Annotated in this window: 18 protein-coding genes; 9 read left to right on the top strand and 9 right to left on the bottom strand. The window is 64.2% G+C overall.

Going from position 1 to position 16,101, the window contains the following annotated elements:
• Positions 1 to 11 precede the first annotated feature (11 nt).
• The 3 genes from BLQ71_RS04420 to BLQ71_RS04410 all read right to left on the bottom strand — a co-directional run bounded on the left by BLQ71_RS04420 (position 12) and on the right by BLQ71_RS04410 (position 3,107).
• Positions 12 to 1,034: an alpha/beta hydrolase gene (locus BLQ71_RS04420; protein WP_052244574.1), complete on the bottom strand. Its 1,023-nt coding sequence runs from the start codon at positions 1,032 to 1,034 to the stop codon at positions 12 to 14.
• An 88-nt stretch (positions 1,035 to 1,122) separates the two neighbouring features.
• Positions 1,123 to 2,130: an alpha/beta hydrolase gene (locus tag BLQ71_RS04415; RefSeq protein WP_083242514.1), complete on the bottom strand. Its 1,008-nt coding sequence runs from the start codon at positions 2,128 to 2,130 to the stop codon at positions 1,123 to 1,125.
• A 41-nt stretch (positions 2,131 to 2,171) separates the two neighbouring features.
• A complete protein-coding gene (locus tag BLQ71_RS04410) occupies positions 2,172 to 3,107 on the bottom strand; it encodes a hydrogen peroxide-inducible genes activator (protein WP_074620852.1) in 936 nt (311 codons plus the stop codon).
• 120 nt (positions 3,108 to 3,227) lie between these two features.
• Between BLQ71_RS04410 and BLQ71_RS04405 the strand changes: the two genes are divergently transcribed.
• From BLQ71_RS04405 to BLQ71_RS04375, 8 genes are all read left to right on the top strand, one after another.
• The gene (locus BLQ71_RS04405) at positions 3,228 to 3,467 is read left to right on the top strand and encodes a YdcH family protein (protein ID WP_074620851.1); all 240 of its coding nucleotides are present in this window, start codon (positions 3,228 to 3,230) and stop codon (positions 3,465 to 3,467) included.
• The gene (locus tag BLQ71_RS26305; protein WP_157923279.1) at positions 3,464 to 3,607 is read left to right on the top strand and encodes a hypothetical protein; all 144 of its coding nucleotides are present in this window, start codon (positions 3,464 to 3,466) and stop codon (positions 3,605 to 3,607) included. The genes BLQ71_RS04405 and BLQ71_RS26305 overlap by 4 nt, the downstream gene beginning before the upstream one ends.
• 135 nt (positions 3,608 to 3,742) lie before the next feature.
• Positions 3,743 to 4,045 carry an FtsB family cell division protein gene (locus BLQ71_RS04400; protein WP_043143530.1) on the top strand — a complete coding sequence of 101 codons (303 nt, stop codon included), beginning with the start codon at positions 3,743 to 3,745 and terminating at the stop codon, positions 4,043 to 4,045.
• Positions 4,046 to 4,175: 130 nt separating this feature from the next.
• Complete coding sequence (pdhA, locus tag BLQ71_RS04395; protein ID WP_074620850.1) at positions 4,176 to 5,171, top strand: pyruvate dehydrogenase (acetyl-transferring) E1 component subunit alpha; 996 nt, start codon at positions 4,176 to 4,178, stop codon at positions 5,169 to 5,171.
• 14 nt (positions 5,172 to 5,185) lie between these two features.
• On the top strand, positions 5,186 to 5,596 hold the full coding sequence (locus BLQ71_RS04390) for a hypothetical protein (RefSeq protein WP_074620849.1): 411 nt from the start codon (positions 5,186 to 5,188) through the stop codon (positions 5,594 to 5,596).
• 13 nt (positions 5,597 to 5,609) lie between these two features.
• The gene (locus tag BLQ71_RS04385; RefSeq protein WP_074620848.1) at positions 5,610 to 6,983 is read left to right on the top strand and encodes a pyruvate dehydrogenase complex E1 component subunit beta; all 1,374 of its coding nucleotides are present in this window, start codon (positions 5,610 to 5,612) and stop codon (positions 6,981 to 6,983) included.
• Positions 6,980 to 7,237: a hypothetical protein gene (locus BLQ71_RS04380; RefSeq protein WP_074620847.1), complete on the top strand. Its 258-nt coding sequence runs from the start codon at positions 6,980 to 6,982 to the stop codon at positions 7,235 to 7,237. Before BLQ71_RS04385 ends, BLQ71_RS04380 begins: the two co-directional genes overlap by 4 nt.
• A gap of 69 nt (positions 7,238 to 7,306) precedes the next feature.
• Positions 7,307 to 8,608 carry a pyruvate dehydrogenase complex dihydrolipoamide acetyltransferase gene (locus BLQ71_RS04375; RefSeq protein ID WP_074620846.1) on the top strand — a complete coding sequence of 434 codons (1,302 nt, stop codon included), beginning with the start codon at positions 7,307 to 7,309 and terminating at the stop codon, positions 8,606 to 8,608.
• A 102-nt stretch (positions 8,609 to 8,710) separates the two neighbouring features.
• Here the strand turns inward: BLQ71_RS04375 and cysE are convergent, their stop codons facing one another.
• Positions 8,711 to 9,517, bottom strand: coding sequence for a serine O-acetyltransferase (cysE, locus tag BLQ71_RS04370; RefSeq protein ID WP_074620845.1), 807 nt, complete (start codon positions 9,515 to 9,517; stop codon positions 8,711 to 8,713).
• A gap of 83 nt (positions 9,518 to 9,600) precedes the next feature.
• On the opposite strand from cysE, the gene BLQ71_RS04365 reads away from it, so the two are divergent.
• On the top strand, positions 9,601 to 9,939 hold the full coding sequence (locus BLQ71_RS04365) for a TraR/DksA family transcriptional regulator (protein WP_074620844.1): 339 nt from the start codon (positions 9,601 to 9,603) through the stop codon (positions 9,937 to 9,939).
• Here the strand turns inward: BLQ71_RS04365 and BLQ71_RS27135 are convergent.
• From BLQ71_RS27135 to BLQ71_RS04345, 5 genes are read right to left on the bottom strand one after another with little or no spacing between them, the layout of a single operon-like run.
• Entirely contained in the window at positions 9,849 to 10,277 is a 429-nt protein-coding gene (locus tag BLQ71_RS27135) for a DUF7742 family protein (RefSeq protein ID WP_437438244.1), read from the bottom strand. The two genes, BLQ71_RS04365 and BLQ71_RS27135, sit on opposite strands and share 91 nt — an antisense overlap.
• Positions 10,211 to 14,146, bottom strand: coding sequence for a baseplate multidomain protein megatron (locus BLQ71_RS04360; RefSeq protein WP_074620843.1), 3,936 nt, complete (start codon positions 14,144 to 14,146; stop codon positions 10,211 to 10,213). The genes BLQ71_RS27135 and BLQ71_RS04360 overlap by 67 nt, the downstream gene beginning before the upstream one ends.
• Positions 14,146 to 14,580: an NlpC/P60 family protein gene (locus BLQ71_RS04355; protein WP_043143510.1), complete on the bottom strand. Its 435-nt coding sequence runs from the start codon at positions 14,578 to 14,580 to the stop codon at positions 14,146 to 14,148. Before BLQ71_RS04355 ends, BLQ71_RS04360 begins: the two co-directional genes overlap by 1 nt.
• Positions 14,577 to 15,461, bottom strand: coding sequence for a phage/gene transfer agent baseplate hub protein (locus BLQ71_RS04350; RefSeq protein ID WP_074620842.1), 885 nt, complete (start codon positions 15,459 to 15,461; stop codon positions 14,577 to 14,579). The genes BLQ71_RS04355 and BLQ71_RS04350 overlap by 4 nt, the downstream gene beginning before the upstream one ends.
• Positions 15,461 to 16,093 (bottom strand): DUF2460 domain-containing protein, encoded by a 633-nt coding sequence (locus BLQ71_RS04345; RefSeq protein WP_074620841.1) that lies wholly within the window; start codon positions 16,091 to 16,093, stop codon positions 15,461 to 15,463. The genes BLQ71_RS04350 and BLQ71_RS04345 overlap by 1 nt, the downstream gene beginning before the upstream one ends.
• Positions 16,094 to 16,101 lie beyond the last annotated feature (8 nt).

Raw genomic sequence — 16,101 nt, 5'->3', positions numbered from 1 at the left:
CGCCCGGCGGTCTATCGCTGCCGGGCGAGTTCCCGTTCCATCCGGTAAAGCACCTTGATCGCCTCGGGCGCCGTCAGGGCGGTGATATGCTTGCGCCGGTCGCCGCCTCGAAAATCGCTGAGATCGACGATCCGGATCGGCAGGCCCGCCAGCCGCGTCTTGTCCTGGATCGATCCCAGCCGCCAGGGTTTGCCCGTCAGCCAGGCAGAGACGCTGAGCGCCGAATCCATCTTTGAGACAAGCACGAGGAAGGGTTCCGGGAAGGGCTTGATTTTCAACGCCTGCTGCACAAAGACATCCTCGTCGATGTCCGGGCTGATCAGCGCCACGCCGCGCAGCGCCTTGAGCGATGCCTCGTCCCCTGCAATCGACGCCTGGCGCAGCGCCTCCATCGTCAGCTGCGCGCCCATCGAATGCGCCACCAGCGTCACGCGCCAGCCTTCGCTGGCGAGGTCGCGCAGAACCTGGGCCAGCCCGTCGCGCGAGAACATCACGCTGTCACGGTCATAGACATAGCCGCGCACCCGCCCCGCAGAGGCCCAGGAATAGAGCACGATGGGGATCTTGGCGTCGAAGTCATGCGCCACCTGCGCAACCCGGTATACCGCCTCGGCATTACGGACGTTGAACCCGTGCACGAACAGGACCACATCCTTGCGCCCCGGCTGCGACGCGGAGGTCAGACCGTCGAGGAACTGGCGCTTGCCCGCATAGGGCGCGCCGTCGCGGGTGACGAAATGGCGGGCGGGATCGGGACTGGCCCGGCCGGGCCATTCGATTTCTCCCTCCTCGTGGGTAGGCGGGATCGAGATGTCTGCCCAGCCATAGCGCAGTTCCTGCGACCGGGCCGCACCAAAGGCCTGACGGACCAGTTCCAGGTCGCCCTCGGGGGCGAGGTTGCGGTTGGTGGCGACAAAGACGCGCCGCAGGTCGGCAGCCCCGGCCACGGCGCGCGGCACGTGGTCGATCTGGCCCCGGGGGGCGCAGGCGGCGACAAGGCCGGCCAGAAGGATGATGAATAACCCTTTCGTCATGCGACGAAAATTTAACTGGCGCGCGATTCGTTTCCAGCCCTTTGTTGCATCAGACCGCCAATAGCAGTGCAGCGATGCAACGCCGCCCCTATGGCGTGGACAGGTCGCGCAGCAGGCGGATCGCCTCGGGCGCGGTAAAGGCTGTGGAATGCCCCGCTCTGTCACCGCCGGGAATGGTGCTGAGGTCGATGATCTCGATCGGCAGTTGCGCCAGCCTTGACGGATCGTCGATCGAGCCAAGCCGCGACGGCGTGCCGGTCAGGAGGGCCGCCAGGCCCAGGGCCCGGTCCCGGCGCGACACGACGATCATGAAAGGTTCAGGGAAGGGTTCGATCCGGCGCGCTTGCCGGAGAAAGACATCCTCGTCGATATCGGGGCTGATCAGGGCCACGCCCATGATGCTGGTCAGCGCCCTGCCCTTGCCGGAGATCGAAATCTGCCGCAGCGTCTCCATCACCAGCTGGCTGCCCATCGAATGGGCGATGATGAGAACCCGCCGCTTGTCGCGCGCCAACCCCAGCAGCAGGGATTCGAGATCGTCGCGTGCGAAGATCACGCTGTCGCGGTCATAGACATAGCCGCGCGGATCACCGGCCGAAGGCCAGGAAAAGCTGATGACCGGGTCTTCTGTCTTGTAGTCATGCGCGATCTGGGCCAGTCGGTAGACCGCCTCGGCGTTGTTCACGTTGAACCCGTGTACGAACAGCACCACGTCGGGGCGCCCACCCGGGCGCGGCAGGTTGCGCAGAAAGGCCAGTTGGCTGGCGTAGCGCTCGCCCGACAGCGCCACGAAATGCTGTGCCGGGTCCGGGCGGTCGTTGCCCGGCCATTCGATCTGGCCCGGCTGGTGGCTGGGCGGGATCGAAATGTCGATACGGCCATAACTCACCACCGGGTCGCGGCTATCGCCAAAGGCCTGGTGCAACGCCTCTTCGGGGGACCCCTGTTCAAGGTGACGATTGCTGGCGATGAACACCCGCTGCACCGTCGCGTCATAAGCTTCGGGCGTCACGCCCTGGACAAGGGACACCATGCCGCGCGGGCCGCAGGCGGCGACAGACAGACAGATCGTCAGGACGAAAAACACACGAGTCATGGCCGCACAATCGGGGAAACCGCGCGCAAGGTCGAGAGCTCTCAGCCCTCGGGAATGACAACACCTGCGTGATCGACGCGAATGACCTCGCGCAGCACATCGGCCAGCCGTTCGAGACTGGCCGCCCGCCCCGAGCTTTGCCGCCAGACCAGACCGACGGACCGGGTGAATCGCCCCTTGCGGAAGGGGCGCACCGCCACGTCGCCACGCGGCGAGCTGATTTCCGAGCGCACGTAGAGCGCGGGCAGAAAGCTGAGCCCCATGTTCATCGCCACCATCTGGCGCAAGGCATCGAGGCTGGTGCCCTCGTAGTCGGCCCTAAGATGGGCGCCGAGGTCGCGGCAGAGCGTGGCAATCTGGTCATGCAGGGCAAAGGCGCTGGAAAGGGAAAGGACGTCCTGTCCCGCCAGATCGGTATCGCGCACCTCCTCCGCCTCGGCCAGCGGGTGATCATGGGCCATTGCCACCACCAGGGGTTCGCGGAACAATCGGATCACGGTCACGTCCCGGGCCTGAACCGGCAGTTGCGTCAGGATGGCGTCATGCACCCCCGCAACCAGGTCCTCTGTCAGGTCGCGCGGCGCACCGTCACGCAGGATCAGCTTGGCATCCGGGTCGGCGGCGTGCAGACGGCGGACCAGTCCGGGCAGCAGGTAGGGCCCGATGGTAGGCGTCGAACCCAGCCGCAACTGCGCCGCCTTCCCCGTTCCCAGCATCTGCGCGGTTTCCACCAGCGCCTCGACCTCTTCGGCGATGCGGGCGGCGCGGGCGCGCACCTCGCGGCCCTCGGGAGTCAGGACGACACCGCGGCGTCGGCGTTCCACCAGGTGCAGGCCCAGCCGCTTTTCCAGTTCCGCGATCTGCAGGCTGAGCGAAGGCTGGCTGATACCCGCGCGCGCGGCGGCGCGGCCATATTGTCCGGTCTCGGCCAGCAGGAGAAAATAGCGCAACTGGCGCAGGCTTGGGGTCTCGGGCACGACGGGCCTCCTGTTTCCTGAAATATAGGAATAACCAATGCAAAATCATCATTGCATTGGGTTTTATCGCATTCCGTAGCCCCCCATCTCGATCCCGTAACGCCAGAGGAGGACCCGAAGATGAAGACAGCAAAGACCGGCACCCCGTCGCTGGAGGCCCGCGTTCAGGCGCTTCGCAACCGCCACGCCGCGCTGGAACAGGACATCGAGGCCGAACAGCGCCGCCCCCTGCCCAGCATGAGCCGCCTGCGCGCGCTGAAATCGCGCAAGCTGATGCTGAAGGACGAGATGACCTACTACAGCGGCTTGCTGCAGACGCTGTCGTCGATGCACCGGGGCAATCCCCAGGGGCCCGCATGACACCCTTCGGTCCGCTGGACTTCCTGCGCGCCGCCCAGTTCCTGCGCAGCGGCGACCCCGACGATTTCGCAGAGGCGGTTCCGGGCGGCGCCCCGCCCCCGCGCCCGCCCGCCCCGAAAACCGAGTCGCCGCGGCGCTGAGTGCATGAATGCAACGCTGCAAGGACTTTTTGCAGCGCGCCGCGAATCAGGTGCCGCGCGGGATTCCCTTTCCCGCGCGGTTGTGCCACTCTCCCACCATGCGCCCCCAAAGAGGCGCGTGTTTGAGGCAGACACATGACATCCCGTCGATCGCGCCCTTCGCTGGGGGCCTTGGTCTTTTTCTCCGTGACGCTGAGCCTTTCGGCCTATTTCACCTTTGCCGCCGTGCAGGGGGATTCCGGCCTGTTCCGTCGCGCGGAAATCGCCGTCGAAGGCGACAAGCTGGCCCGCGAACTGGACGAGCTGCACGCAGAGGTCGCGCGGATGGAAAACCTCACACGCCGCCTGTCCGACGATTTCCTGGACCTCGACCTGCTGGACCAGCAGGCCCGTGACGTGCTGGGCCTGATCCGCAGCGACGAGATCGTGGTGCACTGACACGCGCTTGCCCTTGTCGCCGCTCTGCCCGCTCCCGTGACCGGACGCGTAGAGGCTTTACGCCGTCGCGCACCCCGCCTATCCTCGCCCGAAGTAGTTCAGTACTGAACGAGTCCTGGGGAGGAGTGTCATGGCAGCCCGAAAGACAACGGCGAAACCCAATGTCTCGCCCGAGGAGCTGACGCAGTATTACCGCGACATGCTGTTGATCCGCCGGTTCGAGGAAAAGGCCGGCCAGCTCTACGGCATGGGCCTGATCGGCGGCTTCTGTCACCTCTACATCGGGCAGGAGGCCGTCGTCGTGGGCCTTGAGGCCGCCGCAGAGGAAGGCGACAAGCGCATCACCTCGTACCGCGATCACGGGCACATGCTGGCCTGCGGAATGGACCCGAATGGCGTCATGGCGGAACTGACCGGCCGTGAGGGCGGCTATTCCAAGGGCAAGGGCGGCTCGATGCACATGTTCAGCCGCGAAAAGCATTTCTACGGCGGGCACGGCATCGTCGGCGCGCAGGTGCCACTGGGCGCGGGCCTTGCCTTTGCCGACAAGTACAAGGGCAACGGCCGCGTGACCTTCACCTATTTCGGGGATGGCGCCGCCAACCAGGGCCAGGTCTACGAGACCTTCAACATGGCCGCCCTTTGGGACCTGCCCGTGGTCTTCGTGATCGAGAACAACCAGTACGCGATGGGCACGGCGATGAAGCGGTCGACCTCGACCCCGGACATCTATCACCGCGGCAACGCCTTCGGCATCCCCGGAGAGATGGTCGACGGCATGGATGTACTGGCAGTGAAGGCGGCGGGCGAAAAGGCGGTGAAACACTGCCGCGCAGGCAAGGGCCCCTACATCCTGGAAATCAAGACCTACCGCTATCGCGGCCATTCCATGTCGGACCCGGCCAAGTACCGCACCCGCGAGGAAGTGTCGAAGATGCGCGAGGAACGCGATCCCATCGACCACGTCCGCGACATGCTGGTGCAGGGGGGCCATGCCTCCGAAGAAGACCTCAAGGCCATCGACAAGGAGATCAAGGCGGTGGTCAACGCCTCTGCCGAGTTCGCCCGTGAAAGCCCGGAGCCGGCGCTCGACGAGCTCTGGACCGACATCTACGCAGACGCCTGACCCGAGGATCCATCATGAACGGAAGTATTGCCGGAGCACTTGTCTCCAACATCATCGGTGGCGTCATCGGCCAGCTGATCTATGCCGCCCTTGTCATGCTGGTCCTGCGCTGGCTGTTCAAGAAGCGGGTCCCCTATGGCGGGCTCTTCAAGGTATACATCCTTGTTTTCCTTGGCTTCTTTGCGCTGTCTTTTGCCCTGGGCTTTGCCCTTGGCGCAGCGGGGGCAATGACTCTTCTGTCAGTGCTGATCGGCATCCTGTCCATCGCCGTCTTTGTCCTGCAGGCCTATTGGGTGGCAAAGTACGTAGAACCGCTCGATGGGTCCAACCTGACGATGGGTAACGTGTTGATCTCGCAGATCGTCATTTTGGTCGTCGCGATCGCGATCGGGCTCCTCGTCGTTCTGGCGTTGGGCGGGTTCTGAAGGAGCGTTTGACATGCCAACTGAAATCCTCATGCCCGCCCTCTCCCCCACGATGGAGGAAGGCACGCTGGCCAAATGGCTGGTCAAGGAGGGCGACACCGTTTCCGCCGGCGACGTGATCGCCGAGATCGAGACCGACAAGGCCACGATGGAATTCGAGGCCGTGGACGAAGGCGTGATGGGCAGGATCCTTGTCACCGAGGGCACGCAGAACGTCGCGGTGAACACGCCCATCGCGGTGCTGGTCGAAGAGGGCGAAGAGGTCCCGGATCAGGTCGGCGGCACGGGCGCAGCGGCTCAACCCGCCAAGCCTGCGGCCCAACCCGCCGCAGCAGCTGCACAGCCTGCCGCCCCGGCCAGGGTCGAAGCCGCCCGCCCCGAGCCGGATTGGCCAGAAGACACCAAGACAAAGAAGCAGACGGTCCGCGAAGCCCTGCGCGACGCGATGGCCGAGGAAATGCGCGCCGATGGCGATGTCTTCCTGATGGGTGAGGAGGTTGCCGAATACCAGGGCGCCTACAAGATCAGCCAGGGCCTGCTGGACGAGTTCGGCTCCAAACGGGTGATCGACACGCCGATTACCGAACACGGTTTTACCGGCATCGGTGTCGGTGCCGCCTTTGGCGGGTTGCGCCCCATCGTCGAGTTCATGACCTTCAACTTCGCCATGCAGGCGATGGACCAGATCATCAACTCGGCGGCCAAGACACTGTATATGTCCGGCGGGCAGATGGGCTGTCCCATCGTCTTCCGTGGCCCCAGCGGCGCCGCCGCCCGTGTCGGCGCCCAGCACAGCCAGGATTACGCCGCCTGGTACGCCCATATTCCCGGCCTCAAGGTGGCGATGCCCTACAGCGCCTCGGACGCCAAGGGCCTCTTGAAAAGCGCCATCCGTGACCCGAACCCGGTGATCTTCCTCGAAAACGAGATCCTCTACGGGCGCAGTTTCGACGTCCCCGTGATGGAGGATTTCACCGTTCCACTGGGCAAGGCCCGGATCTGGCGCGAAGGCTCGGACCTGACAATCGTCAGCTTCGGCATCGGCATGACCTACGCGCTGGAAGCGGCCGAGAAACTCGCCGAAGAGGGCATCGAGGCCGAGGTCATCGACCTGCGCTGTCTTCGCCCCATCGACACGGCCGCGGTCATCGCAAGCGTGCAGAAAACCAACCGCTGCGTGACCGTCGAGGAAGGCTGGCCCGTGGCCTCGATCGGCAATTACATCTCGGCGACGCTGATGCAGCAGGCCTTCGACTGGCTCGACGCGCCGGTCATCAACGTCACCGGCAAGGACGTACCCATGCCCTATGCCGCCAACCTCGAACGCCACGCGCTTGTCACCACGCCCGAGGTGATCGAAGCGGCGAAACAGGTCTGCTACCGGTGAGCACGCGGGTTCAGGTTCGGGGCCGCGACGTCGCGCGTGAGGCCTATCGCATCGAAACCGATGCCGGCGCCGCCTTTGTGCCCGAATGCCTGATTGCCGGCGGGCTGCGCCCCGGCGGACGGCCCTCGCACCAGGACGCCTACGAATGGATCGCCGCCCATCGCGCGGCGCTGGCCCGCGCTGTCGAACGGTTGGCACGCGGCGATGCGCCGCGACCGCCCTATGATATCCTGACGCTGATCGAGGTTCGCTGAAATGCGGCTTCTTCTTGGCAAAAATACCCACGTCCAGCGGCTGTCACAGCGCTGAGAGGAGGATCAAAGATGCCCACGGAAATCCTCATGCCCGCCCTGTCCCCCACGATGGAGGAAGGCACGCTGGCCAAATGGCTGGTCAAGGAAGGTGACGAGGTCCGCTCCGGCGACGTGATCGCCGAGATCGAGACCGACAAGGCCACGATGGAATTCGAAGCGGTGGACGAAGGGGTGATCGGCAAGATCCTCGTGGCCGAGGGCACCGCCGAGGTGAAGGTCAACACGCCCATCGCCGTGTTGCTGGAAGAGGGCGAAACCGCCAGCGACATCGCCGACGCCCCGCCGGCCACGGCGCCGAAGGCGCAGGCCGGCGCGGCTGCCGAGGCGGCCCCCACAGGGGGCCCCGAGAAAGCCGCCCCTCCATCACCGCAAACATCGGACGGCACGCGCATCTTCGCCTCGCCGCTGGCGCGCCGGATCGCCGAGCAGAAGGGGCTGGACCTGGCGCAGATCAGTGGCAGCGGCCCGCGTGGCCGGATCGTCAAGGCCGATGTCGAGGCGGCGACGGCCTCCCCCGCCCCGGCCGCCAAACCGACAGCCGCCCCGGCCTCGCCAACCGCGACCGCCCCCGTCTCAGGCGGGGCCAGCGCCGACGCGGTGCTCAAGACCTACGCCGATCGCCCGTACCAGGAGATCCCGCTCGACGGCATGCGCCGCACCATTGCCGCCCGCCTGACGGAGGCGAAACAAACCATTCCGCATTTCTACCTGCGCCGGGACATTCGTCTCGACGCGCTCATGGCCTTCCGCAAGCAGCTGAACGACCAGCTTGCCGCGCGCGGGGTCAAGCTCTCGGTGAATGATTTCATCATCAAGGCCTGCGCCAACGCGCTGCAACAGGTGCCCGCCGCCAATGCGGTCTGGGCCGGGGACCGCATCCTGCAACTGGAGCCTTCCGACGTCGCCGTGGCCGTCGCCATCGAGGGCGGGCTGTTTACGCCTGTCCTGCGGGATGCCCACCAGAAAAGCCTGTCGACCCTCTCCGCCGAGATGAAGGACCTTGCCACACGCGCCCGCGACCGCAAACTTGCTCCCCAGGACTACCAGGGTGGCAGCTTTGCCATTTCCAACCTCGGCATGTTCGGAATCGAGAATTTCGACGCCGTCATCAACCCGCCGCACGGTGCCATCCTGGCCGTCGGTGCGGGCGTCAAGAAAGCCGTGGTCGGGGCCGACGGTCAGGTCGAGGTCGCCACGGTCATGTCCGTGACCCTCTCGGTCGATCACCGGGTGATCGACGGCGCACTGGGAGCGGACCTGCTACGGGCCATTGTCGACGGGCTGGAGAATCCGCTGGCCCTGCTGGCCTAAAAAAGCGCGGGCCACACGCGGGCAAAGCCTTTCTCCAGAACGAAAAGCGGCGCGTTCCCGATGGGACGCGCCGCTTCTTTTGTACGAATCCAAAAAAAGGTCTCAGCTGCCGCGCAGCAACTGGTCCATGCTGATCGAGGGCTGATCGCAACCCGCCTCGCCCACGACCTTGGCCGGCACACCTGCCACGGTCGAGCAGCGCGGCACTTCTTTCAGAACCACGGACCCCGCCGCGATCCGCGAGCAGTCGCCCACGCGGATATTGCCCAGTACCTTGGCGCCCGCACCGATCAGGACACCGTCGCCAATCTTGGGATGGCGGTCCTCTTCTTCCTTGCCGGTCCCGCCCAGCGTCACCGAATGCAGCATCGAGACGTTGTCGCCCACCACAGCCGTCTCACCGATGACGATGGAGTGGGCATGGTCGATCATGATGCCCTTGCCGATGCGCGCAGCCGGGTGAATATCGATCCCGAAGACCTCGGAGCTGCGCATCTGGAAGAAATAGGCCAGGTCACGGCGTCCCTGGGACCAGAGCCAATGCGCCACGCGGTAGGCCTGGACCGCCTGGAACCCCTTGAAGAACAGCAGCGGCTGCAGGAATCGGTGGCAGGCCGGGTCACGTTCATACGTGGCCGCGATATCCGCCCGGGCGGACAGCGCCAACTCCGGCGCCTCGCCATAGGCCTCGTCACAGATCTCCCGCAGGATCTGTTCGGACATCTCGGGATTGGCGAGCTTCAGCGAGATCCGGTAGCTCAGGGCCCTGTCCAGCGTGGGATGGTGAAGGATTGAGTAATGCACCAAACCGCCAAGCAGCGGCTCGTCGATCACGGCCTGTTCGGCCTCGCTTCGAATGCGGGCCCAGACCGGGTCCAGCTCCGCCAGATGTGCGCGCGTTTCAGCCATGCCTGTCCTCCTTTGACGCCGTGACCCTATCAGATAGGCTTGCCTGATCGAAACGCAATTCCGTGATAGGGGAAATCTTCGATATGGATGAGTCCGCGACACGCCGTTTCCAGACCATGATCCGGGACCGGCTGGCCGCCCTGGACGAAGAAGACGCCCTGGGCCGCGACGGACAATCGACGGTGGAACTGGATCAGCAGGCGGTAGGACGTCTGTCGCGTCAGGATGCACTATTGAACCAGTCGATGGCCAAGGCAACGCAGGCACGCCGTGACGCCCAGCGCCGCGCTTTGGTCGCGGCACTGGCACGCATCGAAGACGGAGCCTTTGGCTACTGCGAGGATTGCGGCGAAGAGATCGCCATCAAGCGCCTCGAACTGGATCCGACCGCGATGCGCTGTATCTCCTGCGCCTCGGGCTGATAGAAGGCGCGCAGGGCGTCGAGCATCTTCACCTGGCAGTCCAGAAAGTCGGGGTCTTCGAAACAGGTCTCCCGCCCCATTTCGCACCCATGTGCAGCCGCCGAGAGCGTCCCGTTGCCCCAGCGCACATGCGCACGCCCCGTCCGTTGGCAATGCAGGTCGGCAGCACATGCTTCGTCTATAAGCCGGCGGGCCAGCTCTGAACGCATATCGGGAGGCACGGGCAACAAGGCCCGTGCCGCCGCAATCACATCCCCTGGCAGAACCGGTTTCACACCGTCACCTGCAGTTCCGCAAATGGGCCGGCGCCATACCGTTCGGAAACCTGGGCCACGCATAACGTGATGGTGCCGCTTGCGCCGTCCACGGCCATCTCTGACGCCGCGTAGGCCCATTCCGAGGTGTTGACGGTCACGTCCCGAAGTACCGTCTCTCCCTGGCGCACCCGCACCTGGTAAGCCTCGCTGTCCTCGCCCAAGGGCACCTCTGCGCGGTCCCATCCATCTCCGTCGATCCGAGTGCGCCGGATCCAGCGGACAGACAGGTCGCCGTTCGCTAGTTCCGCGTTCAAATGCACGGGTCTGTAGGGCCGCAGGCCATTTCCCTCGAAGACATGCACACGATGTTCGTAGGACGGATGGTCATAGGTCTGACTGGCCGGTCCGATCCGGTAATGGCGTTCCAGCCCCCTGTGCAGGGACTTGAGTGCGATCTGTGACGGGGTACCATCGAGAAGGACTACCCAGGAACCTGCGGGCCAAGACGTTGGCATCACACCGTCACTCCCCACCTGTCCGCGCAGACGGTGTGACAGGCTCCAACGCCCTTCGGAGATCAACTCGGCATCCCGGAACTGAAACAACTCCCAGTTTCCGGGTGCCCCGTCGCCAATGGCCATCAGGTTGCCGCCCCCAAGAAGGGCCGCATCACTGATCGATTGCAAGCCTCCGCTGGCCAACCGCACTTCAAGCGGCGCCCCGTTGTCGCTCACTCCTGCCCGAGCCGATGGCAGGTCAGTTTCGGTCAGACCGATTACCGACCGCGCGGCCACGATGCCGTTCAGCCCATAATCCGCGTCTTGCGCGGCATCATATACAGCGACGCTGCCCGGCCAGGGTGTCGCGCTCAGCGCAAGGTGCGGCGCATGCGGCACTTCATCCCCGCTGATAAGGGGCAAATCCAGGAACACCGGCGTCACCGGGACGGCGGGCGTGAACGGTCGGACCTGGGGCGGTTCCTCGGGCATGTCCGACGGCAGGAATACGTCTGGCTCGATCCGGACGGCATCTACGATCTGGTGCTCCATGATCTCGACCTTGTCGATCCGCGCCAGGGTTGGACCACGGTCTGAGGGCAATCGAACGATGTCACCCGCGCCCAGCGCAAGTTTCGACGGAGGCAAGGCAAAGCGCAGAGTGTCTCGTGAGACCCTCGCCTCTGCCAGCCAGCGTTCCGCCGTCTGCCGCCCCTCGCCGCGTGTCAGGGCAAGCGGCATGTCGGTTTCCGAAACCGCATGCATGGCCTCATCCGGCAGCACGGCCTCTTCCGCCGCAACCTGGTGGTCCGCATCCGCCAGGACGAAATGGACGCGCACGCGCCCGGCCATTTCGGCCTCACTTGCACGCGTTTCTACCAGATCGCCCTCGATCTCGTCACTGACCGCAAGCACGTCGCGCGGAATGTCCACCGGCCCCAGCCCCCGACGCATCCGAAAGACAAGCCTCCCGTCCCTCTCTATGGCATCGAACCCATGCGCCAGCATCAACGGCTGCAGCGCCCGTCTTGCATCACTGACCTCGGACACGACATAGCCGCGCACCACCCCGTGCAAGTCGCTTGTATCCAAATCCGTCAAGCCCACTCGGGAACAGATTTCGCGCACGACTGAGGCAAGGCTGCGAATGGACAGTCGCCCGTTCAGCCAATGCCCTCGCCGATAGTTCGGCCCGTCCGACCAAAGTTTCTCATCCGCCGGAAACCAGGGATAGGGCCGCGCATCCCAGGCCCAAACGAAACAGCGCTCAAGATCCAGCATCTGCCCGCCATAGACGGACGACACGGGGTTGTTCCCGGCCTCCCCCCAATAGCCAAGTTGTGCCTTCAGGTATTGCTGTTGGATCGCATCGTCCCGCAAACCGTTGGAATAATGCGGCAGGTTTGATTCCGAGGATTTCGGGTCGAAAAACTTGTTGGGTTGGTTCGTCCCCTTGTCGATTGCCGCACACCCCAGTTCCGTGAACCAGATCGGTTTGGATTCCGACTGCCAGGCGGTCGCAGTGGGCTGCCTTACGCCGGCAATTCGATCATGGTGCGGATTGCTCCACCAGTTGCGAAGGTCTTTGTAGCGCCAGACCCAGGGTTCGCCATGCGCCTCGTCGCTGATCGGTGTGCGCACTTGCGCGTCCTGGTCTGCCTCGGAGGCATAGAACCAATCGTACCCTTCACCGCCCTCGATATTGGCGCGCAGATAGTCCTGATTGTAGATGCTTCCCCACCCTGCGTCCGCGTGCTCTTGTCCATTACGCCAGTCGGAAAGTGGCATGTAGTTGTCGATCCCGACGAAATCTATCTCGGCATCGGACCAGAGAGGGTCCAGGTGAAAGTAGAGGTCGCCAGAGCCATCATTCGGCTGATACCCGAAATACTCTGTCCAATCCGCCGCGTAGCCGATCATGGTGGAAGAGCCCAGCAAGGCCCGGCACTCGGACGCAAGATCCTTCAGCGCGGCCACCGCAGCAAATCCTGTAGCGCCACGGATCTGGGTCAGACCGCGCATCTCGGAGCCAATGCAGAACGCTTCCACCCCCCCGGCCGCCGCACAAAGCGCCGCCTGGTGCAGGATAAAGCGTCGATAGCCCCATTCCTGCGGACCGGAATAGGCAACCGCCCCCCCAGTCACCGAGAAGTCGCTGGCAGAAGCCGTACCAAAGAAGGCGGCAATCTCCGCATCGGCCGTAGCAGTCCCGTCCGGAGACCCAGGTTGTCCGGGCGCCGCACTCAACGTGATCCGACCACGCCAGGGCAAAGGGGCCTGTTCCACCGTCCCTGTCCAGGGGTCTGGCAGATCATTCCCGGGCATCTGATCCATCAGGACAAAGGGATAGTACATGACCCCGAGGCCCTCAGCCTGCATTTTTTGGATTGCCTGAATCACGGAGGCATCGGTCGGCGTACCTCCGTAAACCGGCCGCCCATCGCTTTGGGGCACAATCTCTGCCAAGCTCCGATCTATCCCCGCGACTGACCAGGGCATGGACTTTGCCTCATGCTCGGTCTGCTCGACCTTAGGGCGAATGGTGCAACTGCCGCAGCGCAAGTCATCCCCGAACCAACTCACGATCAGTGAGGCCGTTCCGCAATTCGGTGCCTCGTCGCCCAATTGTTTGAGTGATGTGTTGAAATCTGGCGCTTCGGAAGGCGAGTTGACATTGGCGACGGCCTTGCCCTTCGCACCAATACCAAACGGGTTGTCCTGCGCGCTCGCAGCATGCCGCATATAGATCGGATCGGTGGCGAGGGCGTATTCACCAGTGCCGGGGATCATGGCGACGCCCCGAACCAGATCGGGAAGCTCCCCCGTCGACAAATCCGGGCGCGTGACTTCGAAACTGAATTGAGGAACGCGGTTGCCAAAGCGTTCCAGCCGCAGGTCCTCAATGACCACGTAAGCCGTGCCGCGATAAGCGGGCACCTGCCCTGTGCCCTCGACCGCCTCGATCTTGGGATCAGGCAACTGACTCTGTGTCCCGGCGTAAACCCGCATGTTCAGGTCATCCACGGCGATCTCGGCGCCATCCGCCCAGACCCTGTTGACCGAGGTGATCTGACCTTCGCAGAGCGCCAGGGCCAGGCTCACAGAGTAGCTGAATTCCCGAATTTTGGGCTGGGGAGGTGCCCCCTTTCCGGAACCACCGGATTCACGGACGCGCTCCTTGAACTCGGTCGCCCAGATCACGTGTCCGCCAACACGCATACGCCCATAGACCTGCGCAATGGGCGCCCCCTCTCCGGCGCCGGTCAGGCGAAACCGGTCGATCTTGCCAGTCTCCACCGCCTCTGACCCGGTCCCCAGCAGACGCTGGTCCAGGGAACGACCGATGGAGGCCCCGATGAATCGACCAACCGCTGTCATCGAAAGGCCAAGGACAGAGCCGCCAATGGAACTGCCGATTGCCGCACCCGCGGCGGAAAGAAGGATCGTCGCCATCACTCTATCTCCAAAGGAAGGGCAAAGCGGGCCACGACCCGCCGCGCCCAGGGCGCGCTCAGGGCGCTCTCAATCACGCCATGTCCGCTGTACGCGTGGATGAAACTTGCCCCCGGTCCTACCTGCGCTTGTAGGCCGAGATGCTTGGCCACCGCCCCGTCGCGCATCCGGAACAAAAGAACATCGCCCACGGCCACATCATCGGGACGCTTGACCGCCATGTGCCGAAGGCCGGCCCGCCAAAGGCGTTCCTCACCTTCGGGTTCAGACCAGTCCTTGCTGTAGGCGGGCACGGTTTCGGGTTCTTCACCGATCACCTCGCGCCAGACGCCTCGCAACAACCCCAGACAATCGCACCCCGCCCCCTTGCAAGAGGCCTGATGGACATAGGGCGTGCCGATCCAGCCTCGTGCCGCCGCCACAACCCGGTTCATCTGCGGCTTCCGCCGTCCAGTCGTTTCGCATAGCTGGGATGAACGGTGATCCAGTCTTCCTCGGGCAAATCGGGGAACCCCCTGAAGTTCAAGTGGTTTCCGAACTTCAGGCGACAGGTTTCAAAGCGTCGGTCACATCCCGCCGTTAGGCGCACCTGATCACCGGTCTGTGGCACCGCCCGCAAGGGCTCCCAAAGCTCTATCGCCCGGGACCCATCCTTGCGCAGATGGTCCCGTTTGATCGCGCCCCCTAACCCTTTGGCCTCACCGGTCAGCACGTCCAGTTTGCCACGTTGGAACCACCCGATGGCAAAGCCGGACAGGTCCGCTGCCAGGAACACGCGGCCTTGCTCAACGGCAATCAGCGGGCCTGAGTGAACGTATCCGCCGGACGACAGGTCAAAGCCACACTGGGCATCTCCCAGCACTGCCGAGCAGGGCTTTTGATACACCCGTCCAACCGGACGATTCAGCATTTCCGTCAATCCGCGAAGTTCGGCGTGAAATGCACCATCGCCGCGCCGTACTTCACCGATGGTCCCTCGGAACATGACCCGCCGCGCAGAGACATCTGCCCAGTTCACCAGCCAAGCCACGACCTCGGCCCCGTCATAGCGGCCTGCTGCAATATCCGGTTCACTGATGGCACTGGCACTCAAGGCGCCCATTGCCTCGGAATTGTCAACCGACAGTCCGGTTGACTGGCTAAGCGCCCTCGCCGACATGCCACTGTCGGCCCTGAACACCAGCCCGTCGAAAGCCAGGTCCCGATCATGGTCGGTGAACCCTAGACGCTGGCCATCCTTGCGGGTCACGGACCAGGCACGGGCTACTGTCGTCAAACCACCCGACAGGTGTGCATGCAGCTCTTCCGCCCCCATCAGACCCGAACCTCCACCACAGGCACATCAGGAACCTGACCCGCGTTGAAAGAACCCGCGCTGACGTGAATGCGGTCCGTATCGAACCGCACTGGAACGTCAAAGACGAACCCGGCCCGAACCTCCTGACCAACACCCGGCACGCTTTGCAGGGTCACGATGCCCGTGGCGATGTCCACGGAAAACCCGGTCCCTTCGGTCAGCGGGATTCCGTCGACTTCGACCAGGACAGACCCGGCTGTGGGCTTGTTCACTGGCCGGACATAGCTTGCGCCACCTGACGCGTACGTCTTTGACAACTGAAACCCGACGCGCGCGCCATCACCTGTTCCGATCACCTGGTCAGAAGACGCGGGCACAGCAGAGGGCGCGCAGGATTTGAAATCCGCCCAATCCTTCCAGCGAAACCCGTATAGCTGCCCCTGCCGCGCTTCGAAAAAGGCGATCAGTTCGGCCAGATCATCAAGTGACCGCAAGCCAAGCCCCGCGTCGTAGCGTCTGCGGGAATGCGCCCACGGTGTGTTGCGCTCTTCATAGCCGGACGTCAGCGTCACGATATCCGTGCGTCGCTCCGGTCCCCCGACCGAGCCAAAGCTCAGGTCAGTCGGAAATCTCACCTCGTGAAAGCTCATTTCGTCCC

The sequence above is a fragment of the Antarctobacter albus genome (assembly GCF_900101505.1).
Lineage (GTDB): Bacteria > Pseudomonadota > Alphaproteobacteria > Rhodobacterales > Rhodobacteraceae > Antarctobacter > Antarctobacter albus.
Note: the sequence above shows the minus strand (reverse complement) of the source record. Positions and strands in the feature narration are given on the sequence as shown.

Bases quoted from the DNA above. Each gene is read 5' to 3' on its own strand.
- BLQ71_RS26305 (WP_157923279.1), top strand. From the start codon at position 3,464: ATGACACCCTTCGGTCCGCTGGACTTCCTGCGCGCCGCCCAGTTCCTG.
- BLQ71_RS04360 (WP_074620843.1), bottom strand. From the start codon at position 14,146: ATGGCGACGATCCTTCTTTCCGCCGCGGGTGCGGCAATCGGCAGTTCC.
- BLQ71_RS27135 (WP_437438244.1), bottom strand. From the start codon at position 10,277: ATGCGTGGCCCAGGTTTCCGAACGGTATGGCGCCGGCCCATTTGCGGA.
- BLQ71_RS04350 (WP_074620842.1), bottom strand. From the start codon at position 15,461: ATGGGGGCGGAAGAGCTGCATGCACACCTGTCGGGTGGTTTGACGACA.
- BLQ71_RS04365 (WP_074620844.1), top strand. From the start codon at position 9,601: ATGGATGAGTCCGCGACACGCCGTTTCCAGACCATGATCCGGGACCGG.
- BLQ71_RS04355 (WP_043143510.1), bottom strand. From the start codon at position 14,580: ATGAACCGGGTTGTGGCGGCGGCACGAGGCTGGATCGGCACGCCCTAT.
- BLQ71_RS04415 (WP_083242514.1), bottom strand. From the start codon at position 2,130: ATGACTCGTGTGTTTTTCGTCCTGACGATCTGTCTGTCTGTCGCCGCC.
- BLQ71_RS04400 (WP_043143530.1), top strand. From the start codon at position 3,743: ATGACATCCCGTCGATCGCGCCCTTCGCTGGGGGCCTTGGTCTTTTTC.
- BLQ71_RS04405 (WP_074620851.1), top strand. From the start codon at position 3,228: ATGAAGACAGCAAAGACCGGCACCCCGTCGCTGGAGGCCCGCGTTCAG.
- BLQ71_RS04345 (WP_074620841.1), bottom strand. From the start codon at position 16,093: ATGAGCTTTCACGAGGTGAGATTTCCGACTGACCTGAGCTTTGGCTCG.
- BLQ71_RS04375 (WP_074620846.1), top strand. From the start codon at position 7,307: ATGCCCACGGAAATCCTCATGCCCGCCCTGTCCCCCACGATGGAGGAA.
- BLQ71_RS04385 (WP_074620848.1), top strand. From the start codon at position 5,610: ATGCCAACTGAAATCCTCATGCCCGCCCTCTCCCCCACGATGGAGGAA.
- BLQ71_RS04420 (WP_052244574.1), bottom strand. From the start codon at position 1,034: ATGACGAAAGGGTTATTCATCATCCTTCTGGCCGGCCTTGTCGCCGCC.
- BLQ71_RS04390 (WP_074620849.1), top strand. From the start codon at position 5,186: ATGAACGGAAGTATTGCCGGAGCACTTGTCTCCAACATCATCGGTGGC.
- pdhA (WP_074620850.1), top strand. From the start codon at position 4,176: ATGGCAGCCCGAAAGACAACGGCGAAACCCAATGTCTCGCCCGAGGAG.
- cysE (WP_074620845.1), bottom strand. From the start codon at position 9,517: ATGGCTGAAACGCGCGCACATCTGGCGGAGCTGGACCCGGTCTGGGCC.